The sequence below is a fragment of the Streptomyces sp. NPDC046727 genome (assembly GCF_040645635.1).
In the GTDB taxonomy this organism is placed as follows: Bacteria; Actinomycetota; Actinomycetes; order Streptomycetales; family Streptomycetaceae; genus Streptomyces.
In genome coordinates this window covers 153,586-174,920 of sequence record NZ_JBEYYR010000017.1, presented here as the reverse complement: position 1 = coordinate 174,920, position 21,335 = coordinate 153,586, and the positions used below count along the sequence as shown (strand labels likewise).

Below are 21,335 nucleotides of genomic sequence, written 5' to 3'. Positions count from 1 at the left end.
GCGCTCCGGGGGGGGTCGCCCCTGCCGGGGGGCCCCGGCACCGCACGGTGGCGCACGGACGCCGGCGATGGGACGACGACAGGCGTCCTGCGCGGGCGCGTGTCCCCTCGGACACGCGCCGGACCGCCTTCGCGTCACCGCGGAGTGGGGACTCCGCCCCTCGTGCGGGGCCACTGACGTCCGTGGCCCCGGCGGCGGCCGACAGCGAACCTAGCCCGGTTCACGGCCCGAACCCCCGTGATGCGGGAGGAATTTGCGGCACCCATACGGTCCGGCGGAGAGCGCCGTCAACGTGCCGTCAAACAAGGCTGGATTGCCGTCAGGGACGCGTCAACGCAAGCCATGTGTGGCCGGATCCGGTCGCAGACTGATCGTCAACGGGGGACGGGCGACCGTCCGTGGCGTGACGTTGGAGGGACCGTGACTCTCACGGCCGGCTCAGCGCAGAGTCCTCGGACCGAGGAAGGCGCGCCACGAAGAGCGGTGGTCGCCCGGCTCGGGGGCAGCCCCGGACCACGGCAGCGAGGGGGTTCGCAGACGGCCGGTCCGGGTCCGGGGCTGCGCCTCGGGCGGCAGGTCGTGGCCGCGCGGGCCGCTCTGCACCGCCGCTTCTGGGCCACCGTGCCCGCGCGGCTGCGCCTTCTGCGCGCGGCCACGCTCCTGCTCGCCGTCGCCGTGACGCTGCTGCTGACCGTCGCCGGGCTGGCCGCGTACGGCACCTGGGACAGCGTCGCCGGACGGGACGCGCCGCGCACCACCAGCGCCGCCGACCTCAATCTCGCCCTGAACGACATGGACGCCCAGGCTGCCAACATCCTGCTGTCCAGCGGGGACGCCGGGAAGGGACGCCTGCGGACCCCGTACGACAAGGCGGTCGGCTTCTACGGGGACGCCCGGCGCGAGATCGGGCACGACCTGCGGACCCTCGCCGTCGCGGCCGAGGGCGACCGGTCCGCCGAGAAGACGGTGGAGAACCTGACCGGCGACTTCGCCGAGTACCAGGAGCTGATCGGACGCGCCCTGGAGAACGACGGCCGCGCCGGGGGCAAGCCGGCCGCCCTGGCCGACTACCGCAGGGCGACCGACCTGCTGCAGGGCAGGCTCCTGCCCGACTCACGCACGCTGGTGTCCGCCAACGACCGCGCTTTCGACGCGGAGTACGGTGCCGCACGCTCCACTCTCTCCGCGCAGCTCGCCGCCGTCCTCGTCATGGGTGTGCTGCTGCCGGCCGTCCTCGGCGTCCTCCAGTGGTACCTGGCCCGGCGCTTCCACCGGATTCTGAACCCGCCTCTCCTCGCCGCCACCGTGTGCGCCCTGCTCGCGGTGATCCTCGGCGCGCAGATGCTGACCTCGTCGGCCGGGAACCTGCGCGGCGCTCGCCGCGACGCCTTCGACTCCGTCGTGGCGCTCTCCCGCGCCCGGGCCGTCGCCTACGACGCCAACGCCGACGAGAGCCGCTACCTGCTCGACCCCGAGCGCCGCGACCAGTACGCGCGCTCGTTCCTCGCCAAGTCGCAGAAGCTGTACGGCATCAAGGGCGCGACCCTCGACACGTACGACGACGGGCTGGCCGACAGCCGGCGGGCCTACGGGGCCGACCGGCACGATCTGCGCTTCACCGGCGAGTTCCGGCGCGAGCTGGACAACATCACCTTCCCCGGGGAACGCGCCGCGGCCGAGCAGACCGTGCGGACGTACGCCGTCTACCAGCGCGACGACCGCAGGATCCGCGCGCTGCTCGCGGAAGGGAGGGAACGCGAGGCCGTGGAGTTCTGCATGGACTGGAAGCCGGGCACCTCCAACGCCCACTTCGGCGCGTGGATGGCCGCCCTGGACGAGGTGACGGACATCAACCGCGCCCCACTTCACCTCCTCCGTGCGGGCGGGCCGCTCGGCGGTGAGCGGCCTGCTGCCCTGGGCCGGCGGCCTGCTGCTCGCGGCGATGGTGCTCACCCTGCTCGGACTGCGGCCACGGCTGGCAGAGTTCCGGTAGGCCCGCGACGCCGGGATGATCCGAACGAGAGGGCCTGGCCTAGGCGTCCGCCAGCCGCGCCTCCTCCAGGTCCAGTGACCGCTGGAGCCGGCGGCGGGTGGTGTCGCTGATGCGGTGGGTGTCGTAGAGGCGCTGGAGTTCCTCCGTCTCCACCGCGATCAGGTCGCGCCGGAGCTGGCGGTAGACCAGGTCGGCGGACTCGCCGGCCGCCGCGGTGCCCTCGCTGTCGGCGAGGCGGTCGCGGGCGTCCTCCAGGCGGGCGTTCAGACCGCGGCGGAGCCGGTCGAGGACGATGTCGGGGACGGCCTCCAGCTCCGCGAGCTCCTCCAGCCGGGCCAGGCCGGCGTGGGCGAGACGGGAGCGGGCCTCGGTCTCCTCGCGTTCGGTATGGGCGGGCTCCAGGGCGATGCCGGAGGCGCGGACGACCGGGGCGAGGGTGAAGCCCTGGACGACGAGGGTGACCACCACCACCGACGTGGTGAGGACGAGGACCAGGGGGCGGTCCGCCAGCGTGCCGCCGCTCTTGGTGACCTCGGGGATGGACAGGGCCGCGGCCAGCGGCATCACCCCGCGCGTGCCGGCCCAGGTCAGCACCATCGGCACCCGCCAGTTCATGCGGCCGAAGCCGCCCTCGCGCTGCACGACCGCCGACAGCGGCGCGAGCCACAGCAGCCGTACGGCGACGAGGGTGGCGGCGACGGCGAGGGCGTACAGCGGCCAGGTCCGGTCGCCGTCGGCCAGCGCCCGCACCTGCGCGGGCAGCGCCAGCCCTATGAGGGAGAAGACCACGCTCTCCAGCAGGAACACCACCGTGCCGTTGACCGCGTGGAGCTGGAGGCGGATGCGGGCGTTGGTGAGGCGGTCGCCCCGGCCGCCGAGAACCACGCCTGCCACCACGCAGGAGGTCACGCCGGAGGTGTGCGCGGCCTCCGCCAGCAGATAGGCGGCGTACGGGGTGACCAGCGCTATCACCGTCTCCAGGACCGGTTCCTCGGTACGCCGCCGGATCAGCGCCACGACCCCGGCCACGGCGGCGCCGATCACCGTGCCACCGCCGGCCAGCACCAGGAACTGGCCGCTCGCCGCGCCCCAGTCCGCCGCCGCCGACGCGACCGCGATGCCCGCCGCCACCCGGACCAGCACCAGCGAGGTCGCGTCGTTGAACAGGCTCTCCGCCTGGACAAGGACCTGCACCTTCGGCGGCAGGGCGAGCCTGCGGCCGAGCGCGGTCACCGCCACCGGGTCGGTACTGGCCAGCACCGCGCCCAGCACGAACGCCATCTGCCACGACAGGGGGGTGAGCAGCACGGCCACCGCGGCGACGGCCGCCGCGGAGGCGAGTACGAGGCCGATGGCGAGGATCCCGACCGGTTTCCACACCGCCCGCAGCTCCTGCCACGGCATGTCCTCGGCGCTCGCGTAGAGCAGCGGCGGCAGCACGACCAGGCCGATGATCTCGGGACTGATCCCGATCTGCGGGGTGCCCGGCAGCAGGGCCACGGCTAGACCGGCGACGACCAGCAGGGAGGGGGCGGGGATGCGCCAGCGGCGCGCGAAGGTGGCCACCACGGTGGCCAGGATGACCAACGCGAGTACCGTACCGACGCTCCGCATGCCGTCCCCCTGGGGCTACGAGAGGAACCGCCCCGGCTCCCCGCCGACCAGACTTCCCGGCACACCGCTTTCACCCTATCGGCCCAGGTCACGTCAAGACAGTGTCAAGGTCCCCGGGACCGGCGCCAAGGAACCGCCAAGACTCGGCCCGCCGGGCTCGCGGAAGAGCTTCCTTGGGGGCAGCCCCGCTTCACGATGGGGAAGCTGATCCAGTGAGCGGAGCGCGTCGGCGGCGATGAGTGACGTACGGCCCGGACGACTGAAGGTCTACCTCGGGGCTGCCCCGGGGGTCGGGAAGACCTACCGGATGCTCGACGAGGGGCGGCGCCGTGCCGCGCGCGGGGCGGACGTGGTGGTGGGCTTCGTGGAGTGCCACGGGCGCCCGCACACGGAGGCGATGCTCGACGGCCTGGAGGTCGTCCCGCGCGCATCCTGCACCTATCGCGGCGGAGGGTTCCAGGAGATGGACCTGGGCGCGGTCCTCGCCCGTCGGCCGCAGGTGGCGATCGTGGACGAGTTCGCCCACAGCAACGTCCCCGGCGAGGGCCGCAATCCCAAGCGCCGGCAGGACGTCGAGGAACTCCTCGCCGCCGGCATCGACGTCATCACCGCGCTGAACATCCAGCACCTCGAATCCCTCAACGACGTGGTCGAGAAGATCACCCACGTCCCGCAGCACGAGACCGTGCCCGACGAGGTCGTACGCCGCGCCTGGCAGATAGAGCTGGTGGACATGCCCCCGGAGGGGCTGCGCCGCCGCATGGCGCACGGCAACATCTACGCCCCCGAGAAGATCGACGCGGCCCTGGCCAACTACTTCCGGACCGGCAACCTCACCGCCCTGCGGCAGCTGGCGTTGCTGTGGGTGGCCGACCGGGTGGACGAGGCGCTCCAGGAGTACCGCTCGCAGCACGGCATCGGCGGGGTGTGGGAGACCCGGGAGCGGGTCGTCGTGGCCCTGACCGGCGGCCCGGAGGGCGACACGCTGATCCGGCGGGCCGCGCGGATCGCCGCCCGGTCGGCCGGAGGCGACCTGCTCGCGGTGCACGTGGCCCGCAGCGACGGCCTGGCCGGCGGGGTCTCGGCGGCCTCCCTCGCCCGGCAGCGCCGGCTCGTGGAGGACCTCGGCGGCAGCTACCACTCGGTCGTCGGCGACGCCGTGGCGAGCACCCTGGTGGAGTTCGCCCGCGCCGAGAACGCCACCCAGCTCGTCCTCGGCACCAGCAGACGCGGTCGTCTGCAGCGGTTCCTGACCGGATCCGGCACGGGGGAGACCGTCACCGAGCTGTCCGGCGACATCGACGTCCACCGCGTCACCCACGAGCGCGCCGGACGCGGCACCCTGCTCCCGTCCCGGCGCCGGACCCTGTCCACGGCCCGGCTGATCGCCGGCCCGGTGGCCGGCCTGGTGCTGCCCGTGCTGCTCACCGCCGTGCTCACGCGGGTACGCGGGACGCTGGACCTGACCAGCGAGGCCCTGCTGTTCCTGCTCGCCGTGGTGGGGGTGGCCTGCATAGGCGGGGTCACCTCCGCGGTGATCGCGTCGGTGACGGCGTCCCTGCTGCTCAACTACTGGTTCATCCCGCCCATCGGCTCCTTCACCCTGAACGAGCCCAACGCCCTGCTGGCCCTCGCTGTGTTCGCGGTCGTCGCGGCCACCGTGGCCGGGGTCGTCGACCGCTCCCTGAGGCTGTCCCGCCGCTCCGCCCGCGCCACCGCCGAGGCCGAGACCATGTCGTCCCTGGCCGGCACCATCGTCCGGGGCGAGGCGACGATCCCGGCCCTGCTGGAGCGGACGCGGGAGACCTTCGGCATGGAGGCGGCGGAGCTGGCCGACGAGCCGCCGGACACGGACGGCGTGACGTCCGTTCCGGCCGGTCCGGGCGCGTACCTGGTGCTGCGCGGACGCGCCCTGTCGTCGTCCGAGCGGCGGGTGCTGGCCGCGTTCGCCGCGCACGTCGGCTCGGCGGTGGAGCGGGCCCGGCTGGCCGAGGCAGCGGCCGAGGTGGAGCCCGTGAAGGCCGCCGACCGGATGCGTACGGCGCTGCTGCGGGCCGTCGGCCACGACCTGCGCACCCCGCTCGCCGCGGGCTGGGCCGCCGTCACCTCCCTGCGCAGCCGCGACGTCACCTTCTCCCCTGAGGACCGCGACGAACTCCTCGCCACCGCCGACGAGTCCATGGCCAAGCTCAGCCGTCTCGTGGAGAACCTCCTCGACCTCAGCCGCCTGGAGGCCGGTGCCCTCACCCTGAACCTGCGCCCGACCTCGCTGGACGAGGTCCTGCCCACGGCGCTCGCCGACATCCCCGGGGTGCGGACGGCGGACGTGGAGGAGATCCCGGCGGTGCTGGCCGACCCGCCGCTGCTGGAGCGGGTGATCGCCAACCTCGCCTCCAACGCCGTCCGCCACACCCCGCCGGGGCACAAGGTGCTGGTCACCGCCAGCGCGCTGGCGGGCCGGGTGGAGCTGCGGGTCGTGGACCGGGGCCCCGGACTTCCCCAGGCCGGCCGGGAGCGGCTCTTCGAGCCGTTCCAGCGGCTCGGCGACACCGACAACACCACCGGCCTCGGTCTCGGGCTGGCCCTCGCCCGGGGCCTGACCGAGGCGATGAACGGCGCCCTCAGCCCCGAGGACACGCCCGGCGGCGGTCTCACGATGGTCGTGTCGCTGCCGCTCGCGGAGCGGACCGCGGGGGCCACAGGAGGTGCGCGATGAGCACGGAGACAGGCGCCTGGAGGCCGCACCGCACGGATGCCCCGGCTCCCGCCTGGCCACTGCGGGACCGCCTCGCCCCGGTGTGATCGTCGCCCGGCTCGCGGCGCGCGCCCGCCGGCTGGAGGTCATGACGCCTGGTCACTCCAGTCCGGACGCCTTGAACACGGCCAGCGCGGTCTCGCGGTCCACGCGGGCCGAGAGCCGGCGCAGCGCCGTCTGCCCGCACAGCAGCAGACCGTCGGCCGCCGCCTTCCCGGCGTCCTCCTCCAAGCGGCGCCACAGGTCGGGGTTGTTCACCAGGACCTCGGGGTCGATCTCGACACGCGCCCCGGACGCGTCGCGCAGCAGAAGCCGTGGGGACACGCCGCCCAGGCAGCGCACGGACACCAGCAGGTCGGTCCTGACCCGGCGCTCGTACAGCAGTCGCCGCGCGGCCAGCCAGCCCTCACCGGCCGAGACGCGCGCGGGAAACAGCACGAGGAACAGCAGCAGAGCGAGCGCGAGCCACAACAGGCCGCGCCAGGGCGTGAACCGGCCCGACCCCCAGTCGACGAGCAGGAGCAGGAGGAGCAGCACGCCGGCGCACCGGACGGCGTCCTTGACGTCCCGCGCCCAGCGGCGGTCGTGCGCTGTCTCCATGAGAGGACGGTAGAGGCGCCGCGCGTCAAGGTCCCGTCATCGTCCTGGGGTTGGGCGCCAAGGTCTCGTAAGGATCCGTCGGACGTGGTCGGAAACGGACACAACCTTGCCGCATCCGCACAGAAAGAAGGAGCACGCACTGATGACCGTCCTGACCACGGAGTCCGGCGCCACCCCCGCCGACGAGGAACCGCCTGATACCGGCGAACGACACCGGCTGACCGCCGTCACCGGCCTGGCCGCGCTGTCGCTGGACGCCATGGCGTCGGTGGCGTACGGCCCGGAGGCGATCGTGCTGGTGCTGGCCGGCGCGGGTGCCCGCGGCCTCGGTTTCACCCTGCCGGTCACTCTGGCCATCGCCGGACTGCTGGCGGTGCTGGTGGCGTCGTACCGGCAGGTCATCGCGGCCTTCCCGGACGGCGGCGGCTCCTACGCCGTCGCGAAGGGGCATCTGGGAGCGCGGACGAGCCTGGTGGCGGCGGCCTCGCTGATCCTGGACTACGTCCTGAACGTGGCCGTGGCGGTCACGGCGGGCGTGGCCGCCCTGACCTCCGCGTTCCCGTCCCTGTACGGCGAGCGGCTGTGGCTGTGCCTGGCGGTGCTCGTGCTGATCACGGGCGTCAACCTGCGGGGCATCGTGGAGTCGGCGAAGGTGTTCATCGTGCCGACGGTCGTGTTCGTCGGGGCGATCTTCGTGCTGATCGCGGTCGGTCTGTTCCGGTCGGCTCCGGTCAGCACGGTGACCACTGCCGGGCACGCCTCGGTGGTCGCGGGCAACGCCTCGGCGGTGGGAGTGCTGCTGTTGCTGAAAGCGTTCGCCTCCGGGTGCAGCGCCCTGACCGGCGTCGAGGCGATCGCCAACGCCGTCCCTTCCTTCCGCGTCCCGCGCGTACGGCGGGCCCAGCGCGCGGAGGTCGCGCTCGGCGCCGTCCTCGGCCTGATGCTCATCGGACTGTCGGTGCTGATCGGCCGCTTCCACCTCCAGCCGGTCGAGGGCGTCACCGTCCTCGCGCAGCTCGCGGACGCCTCCCTCGGCCACAACGGGGCCTTCTACGTCATCCAGTTCGCGACGATGATCCTGCTGGCCCTGTCGGCGAACACGTCGTTCGGCGGGCTGCCGGTGCTGCTGAAGCTGCTCGCCCGCGACAACTACGCGCCGCACGTCTTCGCCTTGAAGGCCGATCGCCAGGTCCACCGGCACGGCGTGCTGGCCCTCGCCCTGGTCTCCGCCGCGCTGCTGGTCTTCTCGGGCGGCGACACCAACACCCTGGTGCCGCTGTTCGCCATCGGGGTGTTCGTCGGCTTCACCATCGCCCAGGTGGGCATGGTCCGGCACTGGCGCCAGGAGCGCGGCAGGGGATGGCGGGGCAAGGCCCTGCTGAACGGCTTCGGCGCGCTGCTCACGGGTGTCTCGACGGTCGTCGTCACCGCGAGCAAGTTCGAGGAGGGCGCCTGGCTGATCGTGGTGGCGCTGCCGCTGCTGGTCGCGGCCTTCGGCGCCGTGCACCGTGCCTACGACCGGATCGGCGGCCGACTCGCCCTGGGCCGGATCCCCGAGGCCCCGCACCGGGACCGCTCGCTGGTGATCGTCCCCGTCGCCTCCCTGTCCCGGCTCACCTCGGAGGCCCTGACCGCCGCCGCCTCCCTCGGTGACGAGGTCCGTGCGGTGACCGTGTGCTACCCGGACCCCGAGGACCGGGCCCAGCTGCACGCCCTGGAGCGGGCGTGGGCCGAGTGGGACCCGGGTGTGGAGCTGGTGCGGCTGCCGTGCGAGCGGCGCAGCCTGGGCCGCCCCATCGCCGCGTACGTCCGTGAGGTGGCCGCGGCCGAGCCGGCCACGCGGGTGACCGTGCTGATCCCGGAGACGGAGCCGGAGCGGCTGTGGCAGCGGCTGCTGCAGAACCAGAGGGGCGCGGTCGTCGCGCACGCCGTACGGCGGGAGACGGACGCGGTGATCTGCCGGCTGCGCTTCCGGATCCCCTGAAGAGCACGCTCAGTTACCGGCCGGTATCGATCAGGAGCCGTAAGAGGACCGTCAAAGCCGCGGGGGAGGCCGTAAGAGGACCGTCAACGACGTCCGGATCCGGCCAGGGAGGCGGTTTCCTCGAACCGTCCTTGTTCCACCCCCGAACCTCTTCAGGAGTTCACGATGGCCGATCTGGCCTTCGTCGTCACCGTGATCGCGGCTTTCGCGCTGGTGGCTCTCGTCGCCAAGGGGGTGACGAAGCTGTGACCGCCGAGAACGTCGTCGGCCTGGTCGTGGCCGTCTCCCTGCTGGGCTATCTCGTCCTCGCCCTGATCTTCCCGGAGAGGTTCTGAGACACGATATGGGTCCCGTACCGGCCGGCGTGCTCCAGCTGCTCGCCCTGATGGGCGCGCTGGCGCTCGTCTACATTCCACTGGGCACCTACATGGCCCGGGTCTACTCCTCGAAGCAGCACCTGCGGGTGGAGAAGTGGATCTACAAGGGGATCGGTGCCAACCCCGACACGGAGATGACCTGGCCCGCCTACCTGCGCGGCGTCCTGGCCTTCTCGGCGGTCGGCGTCCTCTTCCTCTACCTGCTCCAGCGGCTCCAGGGCGTCCTGCCCGGTTCGATGGGCTTCGACTCGGTCAACCCGGCGCAGTCGTTCAACACGGCCGTGTCCTTCGTGACCAACACCAACTGGCAGTCGTACTACGGCGAGCAGACCATGGGGCACGTCGTGCAGACCGCCGGGCTGGCCGTGCAGAACTTCGTGTCCGCCGCGGTGGGTATCGCCGTCGCGGTGGCGCTGGTGCGCGGCTTCGCGCGCTCGCGCACCGGTGAGCTGGGCAACTTCTGGTCCGACCTGGTGCGGGGCACGTTCCGGATCCTGCTGCCGGGTGCCGCGATCGCCGCGGTGATCCTGGTCGCCTGCGGCGCGATCCAGAACTTCTCCGGCGTTCACGAGGTCGGGCAGTTCATGGGCGGTTCGCAGCAGTGGGGCGGGGGCGCGTACGCGTCGACGGAGGCCATCAAGGAGCTGGGCACCAACGGCGGCGGTCTCGCCAACGCCAACTCCGCCCACCCGTTCGAGAACCCGACGCCGTTCACGAACCTGCTGGAGATCTTCCTGATCCTGGTGATCCCGTTCTCGCTGACCCGCACCTTCGGGGTGATGGTGGGCTCGGTGAAGCAGGGTTACGCCATCCTCGCCACGATGTTCACGATCTGGCTGGGCTTCACGGCGCTGATGATGTGGACCGAGTTCGCGCACCACGGCCCGGCGCTCCAGGCGGCCGGCGGCGCGATGGAGGGCAAGGAGGTCCGCTTCGGGGTCGGCGCGTCGTCGATCTTCGCGACCTCGACGACTTTGACGTCGACGGGTGCGGTGGACTCCTTCCACTCCTCCTTCACCGGCCTCGGCGGCGGCATCACCATGCTCGGCATGATGCTGGGCGAGATCGCGCCCGGCGGTACCGGCTCCGGCCTCTACGGCATGCTGATCATGGCGGTCATCGCCGTGTTCATCGCCGGTCTGATGGTCGGCCGTACACCCGAGTACCTGGGCAAGAAGATCGGCGCCCGCGAGATGAAGCTCGCCGCCTGCTACATCCTGATCACCCCGGCGCTGGTCCTGGTCTTCACGGCCGCCTCCATGGCGCTGCCGACCCCGCCGCACTCGATGCTCAACTCCGGCGCGCACGGCTTCTCGGAGGTCCTGTACGCGTTCACGTCCGCGTCGAACAACAACGGCTCGGCCTTCGCCGGCCTGAACGCGAACACCGACTGGTTCAACACCATGACCGGACTCGCGATGCTGCTGGGCCGTTTCCTGCCGATGGTGTTCGTCCTGGCGCTGGCCGGCTCGCTCGCCGGGCAGACGCCGGTGCCGGTCACGGCGGGCACCCTGCGCACCGAGAAACCGCTGTTCACCGGCCTGCTGGTGGGCGCGATCCTGATCATCACCGGTCTCACGTACTTCCCGGCCCTGGCGCTGGGCCCGCTCGCCGAAGGGCTGGCGTGATGAGCACCGACGTACAGAAGCACGAGGACTCGATGTCCACACCCACTCTCGCGCCCCATCGGGACGCACCGACCGGGCACCGGCCCGCCGAGGGCCGTGTCGGCGCAGGCCTCTTCGATCCCAAGGCGCTGGTCAAGTCGCTGCCGGACGCGTTCCGCAAGCTCGATCCGCGGGTGATGGTCAAGTCCCCCGTGATGTTCGTGGTGTGGATCGGGTCGGTCCTGACCACCGTCTTCTCCTTCAAGGACCCGGGCGACTGGTTCGGCTGGACGATCAGCGCGTGGCTGTGGCTCACCGTGATCTTCGCGAACCTGGCGGAGGCGGTCGCCGAGGGCCGGGGCAAGGCGCAGGCCGACACCCTGCGCAAGGCCAAGACCGACACGGTGGCGCGCCGGCTGCTCAAGGACGGCACCGAGGAGCAGGCGCCGGGCACGGCCCTGACCATCGGTGACCTGGTGGTCTGCGAGGCCGGCGACATCATCCCCGGTGACGGCGACGTCATCGAGGGAGTCGCGTCCGTGGACGAGTCGGCGATCACCGGCGAGTCGGCCCCGGTCATCCGTGAGTCCGGCGGCGACCGTTCGGCCGTCACCGGCGGTACGAAGGTCCTCTCCGACCGGATCGTCATCAAGATCACGACGAAGCCCGGCGAGACCTTCATCGACCGGATGATCAACCTGGTCGAGGGCGCCGCCCGGCAGAAGACGCCGAACGAGATCGCGCTGAACATCCTGCTGGCGTCGCTGACGATCGTCTTCCTGCTGGCGGTGGCCACCCTGCCGCCGTTCGCAGACTACGCGGGCACGCACCTGACGATGATCGTGCTGGTCGCCCTGCTGGTCTGCCTCATCCCGACCACCATCGGCGCCCTGCTCTCCGCGATCGGCATCGCCGGTATGGACCGCCTGGTCCAGCGCAACGTCCTCGCGATGTCCGGCCGTGCGGTCGAGGCCGCCGGTGACGTCTCCACGCTGCTGCTCGACAAGACCGGCACCATCACCCTCGGCAACCGCCAGGCATCCGAGTTCGTCCCGGTGCGCGGGACGACGGAGGCGGAGGTCGCCGACGCCGCCCAGCTCTCCTCCCTCGCGGACGAGACGCCCGAGGGCCGTTCCGTCGTCGTACTGGCGAAGGAGAAGTACGGCCTGCGCGCACGCCACCAGGGCGAGCTGGCCGGCGCCGAGTGGATCGAGTTCACCGCCCAGACCCGGATGTCAGGTGTGGACGTCGACGGCCGCAGGATCCGCAAGGGCGCCACCGCCTCGGTCATCGCCTGGGTCGAGGAGCAGGGCGGCATGGTCGCCAAGGACGCGGACGCCATCGCCGGCCGCATCTCGGAAGCGGGCGGCACGCCCCTGCTGGTAGCGATCCAGGACGACCAGGGTGCCCGCGTCCTGGGCGTCATCCACCTCAAGGACGTCGTCAAGGACGGCATGCGGGAGCGCTTCGAGGAACTGCGCCGCATGGGCATCAAGACGGTCATGATCACGGGTGACAACCCGCTGACCGCGAAGGCGATCGCCGAGGAGGCGGGCGTCGACGACTTCCTCGCCGAGGCCACCCCCGAGGACAAGATGGCCCTCATCAAGCGGGAGCAGGCGGGCGGCAAGCTCGTCGCGATGACCGGTGACGGCACCAACGACGCCCCGGCCCTCGCGCAGGCGGACGTCGGCGTGGCGATGAACACCGGTACGTCGGCCGCCAAGGAGGCCGGCAACATGGTGGACCTCGACTCCAACCCGACCAAGCTGATCGAGATCGTGGAGATCGGCAAGCAGTTGCTGATCACGCGCGGTGCGCTGACGACGTTCTCCATCGCCAACGACGTCGCGAAGTACTTCGCGATCATCCCGGCGCTGTTCGCGGCGGTCTACCCGGGCCTGGACAAGCTGAACATCATGCAGCTGTCCTCGCCCGACTCCGCGATCCTGTCCGCGGTCGTCTTCAACGCGCTGATCATCATCGCGCTGGTGCCGCTGTCCCTGAAGGGCGTGCGGTACCGGCCGATGAGCGCGGACAGGATGCTCCGCCGCAACCTCGGGATCTACGGCCTCGGCGGCCTGATCGCGCCCTTCATCGGCATCAAGATCATCGACCTGCTCATCTCCCTCATCCCCGGGATCGGCTGATCGCCATGAACAACTCCTTTGTGAACACGGCCAAGTTGCTCGGCGCGGGCCTGCGCGCCCTGCTGGTGCTGACCCTGATGACGGGCGTCGCCTACCCGCTGATCATCACCGGCATCGCCCAGGCGGCTTTCCACGACAAGGCGAACGGCTCCGAGATCAAGGCGGACGGCAAGGTCGTCGGCTCGTCCCTGATCGGGCAGTCGTACAACCTGCCGCTGAAGAAGGGGCAGGAGACCCCGGAGCCCGACCTCAAGTGGTTCCAGGGCCGCCCGGCCAACGGCCTCGGCAGCAACAGCGTCAACACCCGGTACAAGCTGATCCTCTCGGGCGCCACCAACCTCGCCGCCGACAACAAGGACCTGATCAAGCAGGTCGAGGACGCCAAGGCCGCCGTGGTGAGGGACAACTCGGTGCCCGGCTACAGGGTCAAGCCGTCCGACGTCCCCGCAGACGCGGTGACCTCCTCCGGCTCCGGCCTGGACCCGGCCATCTCCCCGCGGTACGCCGAGCTCCAGGTCCACCGGGTCGCCGCGAAGAACGGCCTGTCCGTCGCCGCGGTGGAGAAGCTGGTCAGGGACCACACCGAAGGCCGCACCCTGGGCTTCATGGGCGAGCCCCGGGTGAACGTCCTGGAACTCAACATCGCGCTCAAGGACCTCGCGGCAAAGCGCTGATGGGATTACGCGACACGCGCGGGAGTTGGCGGCCGGCAGTCACTCCAGGCTGGTCAACTCCCGCCACCGCTACGTCGGTTGCCTCGCATCCGGCGCCCCCTCGGCCCGACGTACGAGAGGAAGGGCACACACCCATGACCCGGGTGCTCGTGGTGGAGGACGACCCGCAGCTCGTACGGGCCCTCGTGATCAACCTGCGGGCCCGCCGGTACGGCGTGGACGCGGCCCCCGACGGCGCCACCGCGCTACGGCTGGCGGCGGCCCGTCAGCCGGACGTGGTCCTGCTCGACCTCGGCCTGCCCGACATGGACGGCGTCGACGTCATCAAGGCCCTGCGCGGCTGGACCCGCGTCCCGATCATGGTCCTGTCGGCCCGTCAGGCGTCCGGCGAGAAGGTCGCCGCGCTCGACGCGGGCGCCGACGACTACGTCACCAAGCCGTTCAGCATGGACGAACTGCTCGCCCGGCTGCGGGCCGCCGTCCGCCGCACGGAGGCCGCGCCGACGGCCCCCGAGACGACGCTGGTCGAGACGGAGGGCTTCACCCTCGACCTGCTCGCGAAGAAGGCCGTACGGAACGGGAAGGACGTCCGCCTCACCCCGACCGAATGGCACCTGCTGGAGATCCTGGTCACCCACCCCGGCCGCCTGATCACACAGAAGCACCTGCTCCAGGAGGTCTGGGGTGTTCCGCAGAGCACCAAGACCAACTACCTGCGCGTCTACATGGCCCAGCTACGGCGCAAACTGGAGACGGACCCGTCCCACCCTCGCTATTTCATCACCGAGCCGGGCATGGGCTACCGCTTCGAAGGGTGACCATGGCACGGGGCAAGCTCCGGATCCACTCCCGTGCACGGTCGCCCCGGATCGCTTCGCTTCAGGAACCGTTCCGCTCCGCATCCCCCGGTTCCTGAAGCTTCGCCTTCAGCAGCTTCTCAGCCTCTTCGGCTCGTTCTTGACGCGCCTTCTTCGCACCTCTGAGGCGACTGGCCGCGGCGACTGCTCCACCGACCACCAGCGTGCCCGTCACTCCGATTCCCACACCTTGCACGCGCAGCCTCAGAGCCGCGCCATCCACGGCGGCCTTCTTGATGGCGCTGATGAGCTTGTCGACGCCACCAGCTTCCTTCGCCGCGGTCGTGATGACCTGATACGCCCCGAGATTACTCATCTTGCCCCCGATTCGTGCAGTTCTTCATTGATTGACGAGCGAGGTCCCCGGGCCGGTGGTGGAGACGTCCGAAGACTCAATCACGCTGTCCGCGGGCCTCGTTGGCCATCCATCCTGCCGCACTCGACCTCCTCATGTGCTCGTGTCCGTCTCGGCGCGCGATGGTGGCACTGGTGTGCCTGCGTGAACACGGCACCTTCGCCGAGTGCGACCGGGTCGGTGACTCGCGCGCGGACTATCCCCACAAGCACCGTCGGCATGGGGTGACGCGCAGGAGGTCACCGCCCCGAAGGGTCGGCTGCTGCGCCTCTCACCTGCGCCGGCGGGCCGTGCCCACGACCTGCCCGCACTGCCGGAAGCCGGATTCCGAACCCGGCTCCCAAACGGCCCCCAAACGCCCCCGAACCACTCAGGGGCCCGACCCGCTAAGCGGATCAGGCCCCTGACCTGGTACTACGGCGTCGGGGTGGCGGGATTCGAACCCACGACCTCTTCGTCCCGAAGCAATTCACCCAGCGTTCGACCTTGGGCTGATGTGTCTCTCACCGTGGAACCGGACGGCCCAGAGATGGCCCAGGGTCGGCTGGCACCAACGCCGGTCGCACCAGGCCTTCCCTTGCTACTCGTCGATCGGGCGCACGAATTCCAGGGTCCACGTCTGCTGGAACTCGGGCTTGGGTGTGGTGAGTTCGATCTGCGCGCCGCGGTGGCTAGCGGACCAGGCGAGGCCCTTCTCCGAGAGGATCTTGACGCCGCCGAGAACCGGCTCGAAGGTGAACCTCGCCCACTCGCTGCTGGGGACGCTGTTGACCCAGAGTTTGTCCTCGGCGATCACCAGCCCCGCGGTCTCGTGGGCGGCGAGGTGAATCATGTAGGGCGCTCCCGGCTCCGGCTCGACGGGCTCGATGACCCACTCCTGTTCGATCGGGAGGGGATTGAGGCGGTCGGTGATGACGGGGGCGCCGTACTTCACGGCGTACTCGGTGGCAGTCACCAAGGAGCTCGGACCAACGATGTGGGCGTGAAGCTTGTAGACGCCAGGTTTCAGTGGGATCGGAGGCATGGGCAGGATTCCCTCTCTCACGCTGAGCTGTGAATCAGTGACTTGCTGCCACCAATGCAGTCCCAACGTCACCATGCATCCAGCGCCGATGCACGAGGGGTTACGCCATGCTGGCTATGGCAGGCGCTGTGCTGTCACGTCCGGCGTATCGCTTGCCTCAGCAGCGACGCCAGGTCGGCGGAACGGCTTTGGGCCGGAGCTGCTTCGGCGCGAGTGATCATGGCCCCGTAAGCTTCCGGCGCGTCGGGCAGTCTGTGGACCTTGCCCGGTAAAGCACGAGGTTGGGGCCGTGATCTTCGAGGCTCGCGCCGAAGTGGCCGCCTAAGACCCTGTCGCGGATCAGGACGCTGATCGGGCGCCGCTTCCACAAGAGCTACGCCGTGCAAGGGGTGGCCGCCCTGCTCAAGCGGCATGGCTGGAGCTGCCAGGTCCCCGCCCGGCGTGCGATCGAGCGAGACGAGACCCTGGTGGCCGGCTGGGTGAAGGAGACCTGACCCCAGGTGGAAGGACCGTGGCGGCGCTCGGAGCCTGGCTCGTCTTCGAGGACGAGGCCGGATTCTCGATGACGCCGCCGACCACCCGCACCCGGTCCCGCCGCGGCCACACCCCTGTGGTCCGCGTGCGGGGCCGCTCCCGCCGCCGCTCATCAGTGGCCGCCCTGGCCTGCTACAGACCCGGCGAACCCTCCCGGCTGATCTACAGGCCCTGTCATGTCCGGGCCCTCAAAGGGGGGACCATGTTGGCCCCTCGCCCGTCGACCGCGCCCGCCCTGGCTCCAAGCACCATCTGATCGTCGACCGCCACGGAATCCCGCTGGCCGTCACGCTCACCGGCGGCAACCACCACGACGCCACCAGCTCCTGCCGCTGCTGGACGCGATCCCGTCGATCCGGGGCCTGCGGGGACGCCCCCGGCACAGGCCCCGGCGCCTGTACGCCGACCGTGGCTACGACTTCGACAAGTACCGTCGTTTGCTGTGGAAGCGCGGAATCAAGCCGCTGATCGCCCGACGCGGCGTCGCCCACGGGTCCGGACTGGGCAAGGTGCGTTGGGTCGTGGAGCGCGCCTTCGCCTGGCTGCACCAGTTCAAGCGACTGCGCATCCGCTACGAGCGACGCGCTGACCTCCACCAGGGTCTCCTCGGTCTCGCCTGCAGCATCATCTGCCTCCGACGACTCCGGACCGCGTTCTGAAATGATCGGTAAGGCACCTGAACATTGCCAGGTGCCGGTGGGTCACGGCCTGATGGGGTGGGTTCGATTCCCGTCATGCGCTTCATGGCGAAGCGCCAGATCAGAGACCCGGGGCTTCGCTGTTGCGGCTATTCCGGCTGGTAGGCACTGATGGCGTCGGCCAGGGGCTTGCCGAAGGTCATGTCACCGGACGGGATGGGGTCGCCGTCCAGGGAGAGGACCATCTTGGCCTCGTCGGGGCCGGCGCTCAGGGTGCAGGTGACCCCGTGGGCGTCGGCGCGTTCGAAGCCGAACCGCGGGTAGTAGCTGGGGTGTCCGAGGACGGTGACGGTGTGCTCGCCCAGGGCGCGGGCGGTGTCGAGGCCGCCGCGGATGAGTGTGCTGCCGATGCCGGTGCCCTGGTAGGCGGGGTCGACGGAGACCGGGGCCAAGGTCAGCGCCGGGGCGTCGCCGATTCCGGCGCGGGTGAACAGGATGTGCGCGATGACGGTGCCGTTCTCGTCCTCGGCAACAAGGGAGAGTTCGGGGATCCAGCACGCGTCGGCGCGCAGGGCGTCGACAAGGTCGGCGTCCTCTGGCGAGCCGAAGGCGGCGGTGATCACCTCGCGTACGCGGTCCGTGTCGTGGAGGGTCCCGGTCCTGATCTTCACTGTGGGAATGTTCCGTTTCTGTGGTGGTCGAAGTCGTGGTCGAGGTGGAGCCGCGGGGCGGGGCACGGCTGCGGGCGCGCCCCGCCCGGGGCCGCCGTGCCCTGGTCACAGGGTGAGCAGGGCACGGCCGACGGCCTTGGGATCGGCGAGGGGTCTGAGGGCCAGGCGGACCAGGGCGAGCGGGTTGTCGTCCCCCGCGATGCGGTTGGCACTGAGCTCACCGCACGTAGCGCACTGATGGATGATCATCCACTCGCCGTCGGTACGGACGGACATGCCCAGCGCCTCCATCCGGCCCCGGCAGTCCGCGTCGCGGTCGCCCGGGATCTTCCGGTCGACGTGCAGGCTGGCCAGGCAGTTCGGGCAGTGGTTGCGGTGCGCGGTCCCGGGCGCGTCCAGGGACACGTCCAGTCGGCAAGAGGCGCACCGGAAGTCGTTGGCCCGGTGACCGCCCTGAGTGTGCAGGACGTCCTTGTGCCGCTGCGGACGGCGCAGCCCACGGTTGCTGCGGTTGCTGCGGTTGTTACGTGACACGGTGGTGCTCCTTGTCCCGTCCGGCGGTCAGAGGGTTCCGAACGCTTCGAGCGGGAAAGGCGGTTGGGCCAGAGGGCGGACTGCCATGCGCATCAGGATGAGCTGGTTGTCGTCCGTGCAGACCGGGTTGGAGGTGAGCTCGTCGCAGCGCACGCAGCGGTGGATCACCATCCAGTCACCGGTGCGGAGCACGGCGATGGCGATCGGGGACATCCGGCCCTCGCAGTCGCTGGTGCCGCCCTCGGCGTGGTCGAGGATGTGCCGGGAGTGCAGGCACGACGGGCAGTGGTTGCGCGGCGAGCCGTCGGCGGCGTACGCGGACACGGTCAGACCGCACCACGCGCAGGCGAAGGTGCTGAGGGCGTTGTTGTTGGTGGTGTGGCTGGACACCCGGATGCTCCTTGCTGGGAAGTGGTCAAAAGCAGCAAGAGCAGGCCGAGTGGCCTCGTCAGAGGGCAGCCCGATGACGCCGCCAGGACGGCGGCGGGCAGGCAGGTCAGAACACCGGAAGACACGTCCGGCAGCGGCCCGGAGAAACGGGCAGCGGAAGACTACGGACGGTTACGCGGTGTGGCGAGGCGCACTCGGCGCGGGCCGGGTCATCAAACACCCTTTTCCAGGGCACACAGGCCCAGAACGAATCAGAACGACTGCCTGGAAGCTAACAGGACGCCTTCCGGGGCTGTCAAAGCATTATTCGACTCACCCCGCCCCCAGAGGCACGGTCCAACCGCACCTGTCCTGGAGAGCCTGACCCCAGCCGGACGCCTGCATGGAAGGGCAGCTGGCGAACATCATTCTGAAACGATCAGTAAGGCGGTCATGAACGAAGACAGGAGCGGCGCGGGCTGACATGGACCCCAAGGCGGCGGGAGCTCACCATTCGGCCGCTCCGCCGGCACGGCGTAGCGGTCAGGCGCGGATGATCCTTCTCCCGAATTTCCCCAAACGATCACCGCAGGTGCAGGAAGGGCCTGACCCTCTGAGAGGATCAGGCCCTTGACCTGGTCTTGCGGCTGTCGGGGTGGCGGGATTTGAACCCACGACCTCTTCGTCCCGAACGAAGCGCGCTGCCAAGCTGCGCTACACCCCGATGTCGCTGCTTGTCGCGGCGACGTCGTTTACTTTAGCCCACTGCTGGCTGTAGACGAAATCCGGTTTAGGCGCGGTGGCGGGTCGGGGTCGGGCGGGTGTGGTCCAGGCCCACCAGGAGGACCGCAAGGGTGTAGATCGCGAGGCCCAGGAGGAGGGCGTTGGCCAGGGTGCTGCGGTAGCCGTGGGCCGTCACGTCCAGGAAGGGGTAGAGGTAGCGGGCCGGGTTCGAGGGTGCGAGGAAAGCGGCCCGGATGAGGGAGAAGGCCAGGTAGGCCAGGGGGTAGAGGAGCCAGGCGGCGGTCTGGCGGAGGTGCAGGCGGGCCGCGGGGGTGAGGAGGAGCCAGTCCAGGACGACCGCCGCCGGGACCAGCACGTGGAGGACTTGGAGGGCCGCCCACTGGGCGTGCCAGCGCTCCGGGGCCGTCGTCGCGCCGGTCATGGAGAACGGGGGCGTCGTGTGGTCCAGGAGCAGGTGGTAGACCAGCGCCGCGATCACGGCGTAGAGGAGTGTGGCGCCTGTCACGGCGGACGGGAGTGCGCGGCGGGCCCGCCAGGCCCTCGCCGCCGACAGGAGCATGACCACGGTCACCAGGATGTTGGTCTGGACGCTGAAGTAGCTCAGGGTGCGGGCCGGGGTACCCAGCAGCAGCTCCAGCGCGACGCCGCCGGCCGCCGCCACGGCGATCAGGAGACGGAGCAACGCGGCCAGAGGGCGGCGGAGGGGGGCCACCACTGCCGTGGCCGGGACCGGGGCGGGCAGCAGCAGGGGCGGGCCCGGGACCGCGGGCAGGTCCGGGATCTCCCTGGGTATCGGGGCGGTCATGCCCCTCACGCTAGGAGTGGGGGAGGGGGGCGGCCAGGTGGGTTGGGCCGGGTGGGTTACCCCCCGGCCCAACCCGCCTGGCCCCGCCTGGTCGGCCCAGTCGCCCAGTCGGTCTAGTCCCGCGCCACCAGCGTCAGCAGCGTCGCCTCCGGTGGGCAGGCGAAGCGGACCGGGGTGTAGCGGTTGGTGCCGCAGCCCGCCGAGACGTGGAGGTAGGACGTACGGCCCTCCGCCGTGTGCGTGGACAGGCCCTTCACTCGGTCCGCGTCCAGGTCGCAGTTGGTGACCAGGGCGCCGTAGAAGGGGATGCACAGCTGGCCGCCGTGCGTGTGGCCGGCCAGGATCAAGGGGTAGGCGTCCGCCGTGAACGCGTCCAGTACCCGCAGGTACGGAGCGTGGACGACGGCGAGGGAGAAGTCGTGCGGCTCCGAGGGGCCCCCGGCCACCTGGGCGTAGCGGTCGCGCTTGATGTGCGGGTCGTCCAGGCCGGTCAGCTCGATCGAGATGCCCTCGACCTTCAGGGCGCCCCGCGTGTTCGTCAGGTTCAGCCAGCCCGCCGCGTCGAACCCGTCCCGCAGGTCCTCCCACGGGTTGTGGATCGCGCCCACCACCGGCGGGTTGCCGTTCAGACCGTGGCGTCCGCTCGCCTTCTCCAGCAGGTAGCGGGCGGGGTTGCGGGGCTTGGGGCCGTAGTAGTCGTTGGAGCCGAAGACGTACGCGCCCGGGAACTCCATCAGGGGGCCGAGTGCGTCGAGGACCTCGGGGACGCCCTCGGGGTCCGAGAGGTTGTCGCCCGTGTTGATCACGAAGTCGGGGCGCAGCCCTGCCAGCGACTGCAGCCAGCGCTGCTTCTTGCGCTGTCCGCTCACCATGTGGATGTCGGAGACCTGCAGCACACGCAGCGGGCGCATGCCCGGGGGCAGGACGGGGACGGTGACCCGTCGGAGGCGGAAGGAGCGGGCCTCGAAGCCCGCCGCATACACCAGGCCGGCGGCGCCGGCCGCCACGATCCCCAGGGGAATTCCGTATCGCGCGCGCATACGCCCATCG

General features: G+C 70.8%; 17 protein-coding genes, 1 tRNA gene and 4 pseudogenes. 12 read left to right on the top strand and 10 right to left on the bottom strand.

Annotated features, from left to right (window positions below; translation table 11 throughout):
* The first annotated feature begins 579 nt into the window (after window positions 1-579).
* A complete protein-coding gene (locus tag ABZ937_RS22510) occupies window positions 580-2,103 on the top strand; it encodes a hypothetical protein (RefSeq protein WP_361694487.1) in 1,524 nt (507 codons plus the stop codon).
* Here the strand turns inward: ABZ937_RS22510 and ABZ937_RS22505 are convergent.
* Window positions 2,033-3,607 (bottom strand): Na+/H+ antiporter, encoded by a 1,575-nt coding sequence (locus ABZ937_RS22505; protein WP_361694485.1) that lies wholly within the window; start codon window positions 3,605-3,607, stop codon window positions 2,033-2,035. The genes ABZ937_RS22510 and ABZ937_RS22505 overlap by 71 nt on opposite strands.
* A gap of 235 nt (window positions 3,608-3,842) precedes the next feature.
* On the opposite strand from ABZ937_RS22505, the gene ABZ937_RS22500 reads away from it, so the two are divergent.
* A complete protein-coding gene (locus ABZ937_RS22500) occupies window positions 3,843-6,323 on the top strand; it encodes an ATP-binding protein (RefSeq protein WP_361694483.1) in 2,481 nt (826 codons plus the stop codon).
* A 138-nt stretch (window positions 6,324-6,461) separates the two neighbouring features.
* On the opposite strand, the gene ABZ937_RS22495 is transcribed toward ABZ937_RS22500, so the two are convergent.
* The gene (locus ABZ937_RS22495) at window positions 6,462-6,962 is read right to left on the bottom strand and encodes a hypothetical protein (RefSeq protein WP_361694481.1); all 501 of its coding nucleotides are present in this window, start codon (window positions 6,960-6,962) and stop codon (window positions 6,462-6,464) included.
* 142 nt (window positions 6,963-7,104) lie between these two features.
* On the opposite strand from ABZ937_RS22495, the gene ABZ937_RS22490 reads away from it, so the two are divergent.
* The 6 genes from ABZ937_RS22490 (at window position 7,105) to ABZ937_RS22465 (ending at window position 14,572) form a co-directional block, all read left to right on the top strand.
* Window positions 7,105-8,946, top strand: a complete 1,842-nt coding sequence (locus ABZ937_RS22490; RefSeq protein ID WP_361694479.1) for an APC family permease — start codon at window positions 7,105-7,107, stop codon at window positions 8,944-8,946.
* A 245-nt stretch (window positions 8,947-9,191) separates the two neighbouring features.
* Window positions 9,192-9,281: a K(+)-transporting ATPase subunit F gene (gene kdpF / locus ABZ937_RS22485; protein ID WP_037672136.1), complete on the top strand. Its 90-nt coding sequence runs from the start codon at window positions 9,192-9,194 to the stop codon at window positions 9,279-9,281.
* Window positions 9,282-9,289: 8 nt separating this feature from the next.
* Window positions 9,290-10,951, top strand: a complete 1,662-nt coding sequence (kdpA, locus tag ABZ937_RS22480; RefSeq protein WP_361694477.1) for a potassium-transporting ATPase subunit KdpA — start codon at window positions 9,290-9,292, stop codon at window positions 10,949-10,951.
* Window positions 10,951-13,080 carry a potassium-transporting ATPase subunit KdpB gene (gene kdpB / locus ABZ937_RS22475; protein ID WP_361694475.1) on the top strand — a complete coding sequence of 710 codons (2,130 nt, stop codon included), beginning with the start codon at window positions 10,951-10,953 and terminating at the stop codon, window positions 13,078-13,080. The genes kdpA and kdpB overlap by 1 nt, the downstream gene beginning before the upstream one ends.
* Before the next feature lie 5 nt (window positions 13,081-13,085).
* Entirely contained in the window at window positions 13,086-13,754 is a 669-nt protein-coding gene (locus tag ABZ937_RS22470; protein ID WP_361694473.1) for a potassium-transporting ATPase subunit C, read from the top strand.
* A gap of 134 nt (window positions 13,755-13,888) precedes the next feature.
* The gene (locus ABZ937_RS22465) at window positions 13,889-14,572 is read left to right on the top strand and encodes a response regulator transcription factor (RefSeq protein WP_361694471.1); all 684 of its coding nucleotides are present in this window, start codon (window positions 13,889-13,891) and stop codon (window positions 14,570-14,572) included.
* A gap of 61 nt (window positions 14,573-14,633) precedes the next feature.
* Here the strand turns inward: ABZ937_RS22465 and ABZ937_RS22460 are convergent, their stop codons facing one another.
* A complete protein-coding gene (locus ABZ937_RS22460; RefSeq protein WP_361694469.1) occupies window positions 14,634-14,927 on the bottom strand; it encodes a hypothetical protein in 294 nt (97 codons plus the stop codon).
* A 146-nt stretch (window positions 14,928-15,073) separates the two neighbouring features.
* Between ABZ937_RS22460 and ABZ937_RS22455 the strand changes: the two are divergent.
* Window positions 15,074-15,276 (top strand): annotated as a pseudogene (locus ABZ937_RS22455) (IS5/IS1182 family transposase); the annotation flags it as partial.
* Between the two features lie 270 nt (window positions 15,277-15,546).
* Here ABZ937_RS22455 and ABZ937_RS22450 read toward each other — a convergent pair.
* Complete coding sequence (locus tag ABZ937_RS22450; protein WP_361694500.1) at window positions 15,547-15,921, bottom strand: hypothetical protein; 375 nt, start codon at window positions 15,919-15,921, stop codon at window positions 15,547-15,549.
* 383 nt (window positions 15,922-16,304) lie between these two features.
* On the opposite strand from ABZ937_RS22450, the pseudogene ABZ937_RS22445 reads away from it, so the two are divergent.
* The 3 pseudogenes from ABZ937_RS22445 to ABZ937_RS22435 form a co-directional block, all read left to right on the top strand.
* Window positions 16,305-16,556 (top strand): annotated as a pseudogene (locus ABZ937_RS22445) (winged helix-turn-helix domain-containing protein); the annotation flags it as partial.
* A pseudogene (locus tag ABZ937_RS22440) lies at window positions 16,553-16,696 on the top strand (DDE endonuclease); the annotation flags it as partial. The pseudogenes ABZ937_RS22445 and ABZ937_RS22440, both read left to right, overlap by 4 nt.
* Before the next feature lie 32 nt (window positions 16,697-16,728).
* Window positions 16,729-17,183 (top strand): annotated as a pseudogene (locus ABZ937_RS22435) (IS5 family transposase); the annotation flags it as partial.
* A gap of 128 nt (window positions 17,184-17,311) precedes the next feature.
* Here ABZ937_RS22435 and ABZ937_RS22430 read toward each other — a convergent pair.
* The 6 genes from ABZ937_RS22430 to ABZ937_RS22405 all read right to left on the bottom strand — a co-directional run bounded on the left by ABZ937_RS22430 (window position 17,312) and on the right by ABZ937_RS22405 (window position 21,325).
* Window positions 17,312-17,833 (bottom strand): N-acetyltransferase, encoded by a 522-nt coding sequence (locus ABZ937_RS22430; protein ID WP_361694467.1) that lies wholly within the window; start codon window positions 17,831-17,833, stop codon window positions 17,312-17,314.
* Between the two features lie 105 nt (window positions 17,834-17,938).
* Window positions 17,939-18,367 carry an RNHCP domain-containing protein gene (locus ABZ937_RS22425; RefSeq protein WP_361694465.1) on the bottom strand — a complete coding sequence of 143 codons (429 nt, stop codon included), beginning with the start codon at window positions 18,365-18,367 and terminating at the stop codon, window positions 17,939-17,941.
* A 27-nt stretch (window positions 18,368-18,394) separates the two neighbouring features.
* Window positions 18,395-18,757 (bottom strand): RNHCP domain-containing protein, encoded by a 363-nt coding sequence (locus tag ABZ937_RS22420; RefSeq protein WP_361694463.1) that lies wholly within the window; start codon window positions 18,755-18,757, stop codon window positions 18,395-18,397.
* Between the two features lie 629 nt (window positions 18,758-19,386).
* Window positions 19,387-19,460, bottom strand: a tRNA-Pro gene (locus ABZ937_RS22415).
* Window positions 19,461-19,526: 66 nt separating this feature from the next.
* Complete coding sequence (locus ABZ937_RS22410) at window positions 19,527-20,285, bottom strand: Pr6Pr family membrane protein (RefSeq protein ID WP_361694461.1); 759 nt, start codon at window positions 20,283-20,285, stop codon at window positions 19,527-19,529.
* Between the two features lie 113 nt (window positions 20,286-20,398).
* Window positions 20,399-21,325: a metallophosphoesterase gene (locus ABZ937_RS22405; RefSeq protein WP_361694459.1), complete on the bottom strand. Its 927-nt coding sequence runs from the start codon at window positions 21,323-21,325 to the stop codon at window positions 20,399-20,401.
* Window positions 21,326-21,335: the final 10 nt, after the last annotated feature.